At 60.4% G+C, this 7,402-nt stretch carries 6 protein-coding genes; 4 read left to right on the top strand and 2 right to left on the bottom strand.

Translation table 11 applies throughout. From position 1 onward, the window contains the following. Together JNL55_RS17925 and JNL55_RS17920 are read right to left on the bottom strand one after the other, a co-directional pair. Positions 1-760, bottom strand: a 760-nt coding sequence (locus tag JNL55_RS17925; protein WP_293856580.1) for a substrate-binding domain-containing protein, incomplete at its 3' end; no start/stop codon positions are given. A gap of 27 nt (positions 761-787) precedes the next feature. Then, on the bottom strand, positions 788-1,843 hold the full coding sequence (locus tag JNL55_RS17920) for a PstS family phosphate ABC transporter substrate-binding protein (RefSeq protein ID WP_293856578.1): 1,056 nt from the start codon (positions 1,841-1,843) through the stop codon (positions 788-790). A gap of 235 nt (positions 1,844-2,078) precedes the next feature. Between JNL55_RS17920 and JNL55_RS17915 the strand changes: the two genes are divergently transcribed. The 4 genes from JNL55_RS17915 to JNL55_RS17900 all read left to right on the top strand — a co-directional run bounded on the left by JNL55_RS17915 (position 2,079) and on the right by JNL55_RS17900 (position 7,285). After that, positions 2,079-4,283, top strand: coding sequence for a TonB-dependent siderophore receptor (locus JNL55_RS17915; RefSeq protein WP_293856576.1), 2,205 nt, complete (start codon positions 2,079-2,081; stop codon positions 4,281-4,283). 11 nt (positions 4,284-4,294) lie between these two features. Further along, positions 4,295-5,326: a formylglycine-generating enzyme family protein gene (locus JNL55_RS17910; RefSeq protein WP_293856574.1), complete on the top strand. Its 1,032-nt coding sequence runs from the start codon at positions 4,295-4,297 to the stop codon at positions 5,324-5,326. Between the two features lie 18 nt (positions 5,327-5,344). Further along, positions 5,345-6,529: a PstS family phosphate ABC transporter substrate-binding protein gene (locus JNL55_RS17905; protein WP_293856572.1), complete on the top strand. Its 1,185-nt coding sequence runs from the start codon at positions 5,345-5,347 to the stop codon at positions 6,527-6,529. Positions 6,530-6,598: 69 nt separating this feature from the next. Then, positions 6,599-7,285 carry a heavy metal response regulator transcription factor gene (locus JNL55_RS17900; RefSeq protein WP_293856570.1) on the top strand — a complete coding sequence of 229 codons (687 nt, stop codon included), beginning with the start codon at positions 6,599-6,601 and terminating at the stop codon, positions 7,283-7,285. Positions 7,286-7,402: the final 117 nt, after the last annotated feature.

The following is a 7,402-nucleotide window of genomic DNA, read 5'->3' as shown; positions in this document are numbered from 1 at the left end:
GATAGCTCAGCGCCGTGTATGCGATCCCGTACTTATCGTTGCCGAGATCGGCGACCATCTGTTTGCGATCCGCATACTCGCGCAAGTCTTCATTCCACATGGCGCCGCCATCGAGCACCTGTCGTTGAAACTCCGTGATGGCTCCAGCGCCGAGCAGCGGTGGCCCGTAGACGTGAATGGGTTGTTTGGCCCAGGCGCCTTTCAATCCTAGTTGGCCCCAGGTGCGCAGATTCTGGTCGCTGCCTCGCGCGGCTTGCGTGTTCCACACTAAAGCGTTCCAACCGCCGGTGCGCTGCGCGCCGAAGATGCCGTCCAGCTGTTGCATGCTGAGTTTGCTGAGCGGATTGTCCTTGTGAACCAAGATGGCGTACGCAGCCGACTTGTGCGCAGCCTGGTCACTACCGGTGGCCACTTCGATCTCGACCGGGAAAATCCATGAGCGCTCGTAGGTGCCGTAACGTTCGTAAGGATTGATGGCGCGACCCATCAGTGCGACGTCGGCGGTGCGTGACTCGAGCCCGTAAATGGCCGAGGAACTACCGTTCAACGTAGCTTTGAATTGCACCTCAGGATGAAAGCTGGCAAAGCCTTGCTGCCATTGTTGCAGCAACGCGGACATCTGGTCGTTGCCTTGGGCGCGTAAGGTGCCGGAAACCTTTTGCGTGGGTTGATACTGAGGCAGCGGGGCGGCGTTGGCCGTGTGACTCGCCACCCCGATCGCGACCGCCAAAGTAGCGATCGATAGTAGTTGGGTTCTCATGATGCACTCGTTTCTGGTGGGGGCGGATCAATCGAGCTTGCGCAGTTCTGCTTGCGCTTCGGCCGCACTCAGCGGAATGAACAGGCGGTTGTCGGCGATGACCCGCTGACCGTCCTGACTCAACACGAAACGCAGGAACTCTTTCTCGTTGCTCGGCAACGACTCGCCGGGTTTGCGATTGACGTACAAGTAGACGCCGTTGCTGAACGGATAGCTGCCGTCGAAGAAAGATTGCGCGCTCGGTACGACGAACTTTGCGGCGCTGTCAGCCGCGATAGGTAACACCTTCAGATCCGGGCCGTGAGCATCCACCACGCGCTGAAACATGAAACCGATGGCGCTCGGATCGTCCTGCACGCCCTGGACGATTTCCTGATCGCGGGCCCGGAATGAAATATCGGCGCGCGGATTCTCGTTGAGTGCCGGATTCCATTTGGTGCTGCCTTGAAAGGCCACTTGCTCGATCAACTTGGCCCAGTTGCTCAAGGTCACGTCGGTGCCGTACAGGCGGATCGGAGTGTCGGCCCACTTGCCGGTCAGTCCCAACTGTCCCCACGTGCGAATGTTTTTCTCCGGGCCGCGCGCCGCGGCGCTCGACCACTTCGTTCCTTGCCAGGCGCCGGTACGTTGGGTGCCGAAGATGCCGTCGATCTGTTCGAGCGTCAGGCCGCTCAAAGGATTGCTCTTGTGAACGAAGAACACCACGCCAGGCGAGGAGCCGCGGGGATCGTTGTACGAGCCTTTGGCGAACTTGATCTCGGTCACGGGATAGCCGTAGGTGCGTTCGAACGCCACCAGACTGGTGTGCCAGGCGCGATGACCCATGATGCCGACATCGGCGATGCCGGTGACCAGACCGGCCAGCGCTTGCGACGTGTTGATCAAGTACGTATCCAAGCGCACTTGCTTCTGTTTCGACTTGAACTCGCGTGCCAGCAGGCCCACGAGATCGTCGACCGGTGTGCCGTGCAGGCGTAGCGTGCCGATGGCGGGCTGTTGCGGTTCGTAAGCAGGCAGCGCGCTCAGATCGAACTTGACCGGCTCGAATTCGGCCGCTGCAGCGACGCTGCTCAGTAGACTCATCAACACCACGGCGATCCTTGGTGTCGCGCGGTTCAGTGTAGGAGGGCACTTGCTCATCGGGAGTTGCCTGTTGCGTGTGGCGTAACGACGGCAGATCGTAAGGGAGCGTCGCCGGCCCGACATTGAAGTGACCAAACTGTCATTTTCGGGTCATCGATGCGACCGTCGCCGGCGCCTATAGTGCTTGAAAACTTAGGGCGAACCCGCCGTCGCTCGCACTTGCAGGGGGAATACAATGAAGAACCGTTCCATGGCGATCTGGGCCTCGTCCCTGTCGCTGAGCGTCGTGCTGTTCGAGCCGGTCCTGGCGCAAAACGTCGCTGCCAGCACCGACGGCGAGCAACTCGAAGAGGTGGTCGTCGAAGGCGCGTTCCTCGAGTCCGGTGCGTCGAGCGCCATGAAACTGGACGTGGCGGTGATGGATACGCCGTTCTCGGTGTCGGCTTACTCGGAGGCTTTCATGTCCTCGATCGAGTCGGCCAACGTCGCCGATCTGTATCGCTACATGACCGGCATTCAGAAGGCCGGCGGCTCGGCCTACGACCTCACCATCCGCGGATTCAAAACCGATGTGAACGATCGTAACGCCATCATGATCGACGGCCTGCCGGGCTTGTCCGGCCGCTATGGCTCGCCGCCGACCATCGGCACCGAGCGCATCGAAGTGGTGAAAGGCCCGGCGTCGGTGCTGTATGGGCAAGCGCAGCCGGGCGGTTTCGTCAATCTGATCACCAAAAAGCCGGAAGATGTGGCGAGCACCGAGTTTCTGGCCAAGGCGATCACGTTCGCCGGCAAGGATCGTTCGTTCGGCAGCGCCAACGGTTACAGCTTCGCAGTGGACTCGACCGGTCCGATCGACGACGCCGGCAAGTATCTTTACCGTTTCATCGCCGAGCGCTCGGAGGACTTGAACAGCTGGCGCGACGACACTTTCGCGACCAGCACCTACGTTGCTCCCAGCCTGACCTGGCAGATCACCGATGACACCTCGCTGACTGTGCAAGGTGAGTACCGCGAGTCGCACAGTCCGTATGACCGCGGCTTGGTCGCGCCCAACAAAAATTTGACATTGCGAGCGCCGCGCACGACTCGTTACCAAGAACCGAACGATTCGCAGGACGAGGAGGGCAAGACCCTGAGCTTCTCTCTGCAGCACCGTTTCGCCAACGACATGAAATGGAGCTTCAGCGGCCGGCGTACCGAAACGGAGGACATCACGCGCGGCATGGACAACGTCACGATTCGCGCCAACGGGCAAAGCTTGGGGCGCCGGGTCACCTGGCTGTCCAACTGGCGCACCTCGACGTTCTTCGACACCAACCTGGCACTACCGTTTGAAACCGGCGGCATCGTTCATAAGATGATCGTCGGCATCGGCGGCGGCTACGATACGGCGGAGCTGGTACGCGACCGTTTCTTCACAGCGCCGGCGAGCGGTGCGCAGTCGCTCGATATTTCTATCTACAACCCAGTGCACGGCATCTATCCCGATCCGCGCAACTTGCCGCTGGGGACGTTGACCAATCGTTACAACGAAACCAGCGCACTCGGCTTCTATGTCGCCGACCTGATGACGCTATCGGAAAAGTGGAAGCTGAATCTGGGGGCTCGTTATTCCAACGAGGACCAGGAGATCACCAATCAGCTCAATCCAGCGGATCGGGAAAAGAAAAAGTCGCAGAAGACGCTGCCGATGATCGGCTTGCTGTACCAGCCGACCCCGGATTGGACACTGTACACGAGCTACAGCACCTCGTTCGTGCCGGCTCCCGCCAGCGTGCAGGACGTGAACGGCAACAATCCGTTCAAGCCCGAGTTCGCCACTCAGGTGGAAGTCGGCGTCAAGGCCGACCTGTTCGGCGGCATGATGCAGCCGACGCTGTCGATATTTTCCATCGACAAGGAAGATGTCGTGACCGGCTTCAGTTGTCCTCCCGATGTACCGGCGACCGGCACCTGCTCGCTGCAAATCGGCGGACAGACGTCCGAAGGCGTCGAGTTCGAGATCAACGCGCGCCCGCTCGACAACTTGCAATTGGTCGCCGGCGTGGCCCGCTTCGATGCCAAGGTCAGCGAGTCGCTCGATCCGACGCAGGTGAATGCGCGTGTACAGAATTCGGCACGTGACAATCTGCACTTGTGGGCTCGATACGATTTCCTCGGCGCGCTGGAGGGACTGGGCGCTTCGTTGGGCGTGTCTTATACGGGCGAGCGCGCCGGCAATCTGCCCACCGCGGCAGATCCGCGTTTGATGACGCTGCCGAGCTACACCATCGTCGATGTCGGTGTGTACTACACCATCAGTCGTTACAACTTCGCGCTGCGAGTCTCCAACCTGCTCGATGAAGAATTCATCGAAAGCACCGGCGTGATTCCCGAAGTGCAATTGCAGATGGGCGCGCCTCGTCAGCTCGCCTTGACGCTGCGAGCGAGTTTCTGAGCGAGGTCTCCATGATCGCTAACAAACGCATCGGCATCGTTCTGGGCATGCTGGCCTTACTGGCAGGTCAGGCGGCGTGTGCACAGCAGGCCGAAAAATCGATGCAGGTGCGTGGCCCATTCAAGCGGGACATGACGCTGGTATGGATTCCGGCGGGCTCGTTCACGATGGGCACGCCGGAGACCGAGCAGGGGCGCAGAAAGAACGAGAGTCCACGGACCAAGGTGACGTTGACGCAGGGCTATTGGATGGGTGCGCATGAAGTAACGCACGGTCAGTGGCAGGCGCTGATGGGCACCGATGTCGTACAGCAAGCACGACTCGCTCAGATGGATGACACCACTTTCCATCTCGGTGCCGGCAGCATGCACCTGCGCGATTACTTCAACATGACCAAGGACAGCGACACCTTGCAGCTGGTGGGCAATGTCGATGCCGACTTGCCGATGATCTGGGTGAGTTGGAATGAGGCCAGGGAGTTCGCTCGCAAACTGACCGAAGTTACGCGTGCGAGAGGCGCATTGCCCTCAGGTTACGAGTTCCGTTTGCCCACGGAAGCCGAATGGGAATACGCCGCGCGTGCCGGGACGACCGGCGCAACGTACGCCGGAGAACTCAAGCTAGCAGCAGATCAATCTTCGCCAACCATGCATGAAATTGCTTGGTATGCAGGCAATGCACGCGAAGGCTACACCGGGCGTGCCATCAGCACTGCCAATTGGGTGACCAAGAAGGAGGGTGCCGCCGGTGAGGCCGGGCCCCGATTGGTCGGCACCAAGTTACCGAATGCGTGGGGCCTCTACGACATGCTCGGTAACGCCGCAGAGTGGTGCATGGATTGGGATGGCCCGTTGCCGGGCGGCAGCGTGACCGATTGGCAGGGCGGCAAGCCTTCGCCCAAAGGTCGGATTCGTCGCGGCGGCGGCTGGAGCACCTTCGCCAACAACGCCCGCGCCGGTTACCGAAATGCACACGAAGCTGAGTTTCGTTGGGTCAACCTCGGCTTCCGCGTCGTGCTGGCCAAACAGTCGTCAACGCCTTAACTCACAGAGAATTTGCCGATGAGAATGAGATTGTCATTGCCGTACGCCGCCATCGTCTCTTGTTTGACGTTGGCTACGCCGCTCGGTGCGTTGGCCCAAGTGGCGACGCAAGAAGACAGTAAGAAGTCCTTCATGGCGCAGACCGAGCGCGCCGGTGTGATTTCCGACCGTGGCGCCCAGGTTTACTACACCAACAAATTCGACTTGAGCGGCCTGCCCGAATATCGCCCGGAGAAACAGTTGACCGGCTGGGTGCGGCTCCATGGCAACAATTATCTGATCGACGGCAAGCTCGGCGAATATTGGAAAGCCGAGTTCGCCAAGCATCAGCCTGGCATCAATCTGTCTTTCTATCTGCCGACCGCAGCAGTCGCGTTTGCAGCGCTGTACTACGGTCAGGCCGATGTGGTGATGGGCCATCATCCCGGCTTCTACGATTTGTTGGCCTATCAACGAGTCATGGGCTTCGATCCGGTCGAGATTACCGCGGTGACCGGTTCTTACGACGTGCCGGGCTGGGAAAGTTCGACCGTGATCATGGTCAACGACAAGAACCCGATCAAGGGCATGACCATGGCGGAGTTGGACGGCGTGTTCGGCGCTGAGCGCGATGGTGGCTGGTCCGGCACGAACTTCCGCCCCGACTGGGCTCGGGGCGCCGACAAGAACATCCGCAAATGGGGCGCGTTGGGATTGAAAGGTTCGTTGGCCAGCCAGCGCATCAATCCTTACGGCTTTAATCTACGTTACAACACTGCCACCGATTTCGCGGATCGCGTCATGCAAGGCGGCGACAAGTGGAACGAGAACTTCCGCGGCTTCGCGCACATCGTCAAGCCAGACGGCAAGCGCTACATCCAGGCCGAACAGATTGCCGATGCGGTGGCCGGCGATAGACAGGCGATTGCGTACACGCGCTTCCGTGGGCCGCGCGAAGGCGTTCGACAGCTGCCGATCGCTGCCCGAGCCGGCGAGCCGTACGTCGAGCATACAATTGAGAATGTTCAGAATCGCACTTATCCTCTGTACAACGAGGCATTCTTCTACACTACCGTCAAGCCGGGCACGCAGATGGACCCGCTGGTGAAGGAGTTTTTGCGCTTCGTCGTGAGCCGGCAAGGGCAGGCCGAGGTGATGCGCGACGGCAAGTACTTGCCGTTGACCGAAGCGGTGGTCCGCGAGCAGATGCAAAAGCTCGAGTGAGGCACGCCGCCCCAGCATCGACACCGGCTCGCTCGAGCTGGTGTCGTGTGCTAGTCAGGGGGATGCGTCATGAGAATTTTGATCGTCGAGGACGAAGCCAAGACCGCGGACTATCTGTGCAGCGGCTTGACCGAAGAGGGCTTCGTCGTCGACCTGGCACGCAACGGGGTCGACGGTTTGCATCTGGCCTTGGAAGAGGAGTACGACGCCATCGTCCTGGACGTGATGCTGCCGCAGCTGGATGGTTGGGCAGTGCTGAGTACGCTGCGAGCCCGGCGCCAGACGCCGGTGATCATGCTCACTGCCAGTGCGCGTATCGACGACCGCGTTCGCGGGCTGAGCGATGGCGCCGATGACTATCTCATCAAGCCGTTCTCCTTTCTCGAACTGCTCGCTCGCCTGCGGGCCATCCTGCGTCGTGGCCGGCCGCAAGAAGCGACGCACTTGCAAGTCGGCGATCTGCACATCGACCTGATCAAGCGTCGCGTGGTTCGTGGCAAGACCCGAATCGATCTGACGGCGCAGGAGTTCTCGTTGCTGACCATCCTGGTGCGCCGGCAAGGCGAGATCGTTTCCAAAGCCGCCATTGCCTCGCAGGTTTGGGACATCAACTTCGACACCAACACCAACGTGGTCGAGGTGGCGATCAAGCGCCTGCGCGCCAAGATCGACGCGCCCTTCAGCACTTGTCTGTTACACAACGTGCGTGGCATGGGCTATGTCATCGAAGACCGGTCGGCGGAAAACATCTTGTGAAGACTTCGATCGTCCGGCGCTTGGTGGCGATGGGTTCGATCGCCGCGCTGGCCATCTTCTCGCTGACCAGTCTGGGGCTGTTTCATGTGCTCGGCCGGGAGCTGGAACGGCACCAGC

Origin of the sequence: Steroidobacter sp. (genome assembly GCF_016790065.1) — a bacterium.
Taxonomy (GTDB): Bacteria; Pseudomonadota; Gammaproteobacteria; order Steroidobacterales; family Steroidobacteraceae; genus Steroidobacter.
This window is presented reverse-complemented; position numbering and strand designations above follow the sequence as displayed.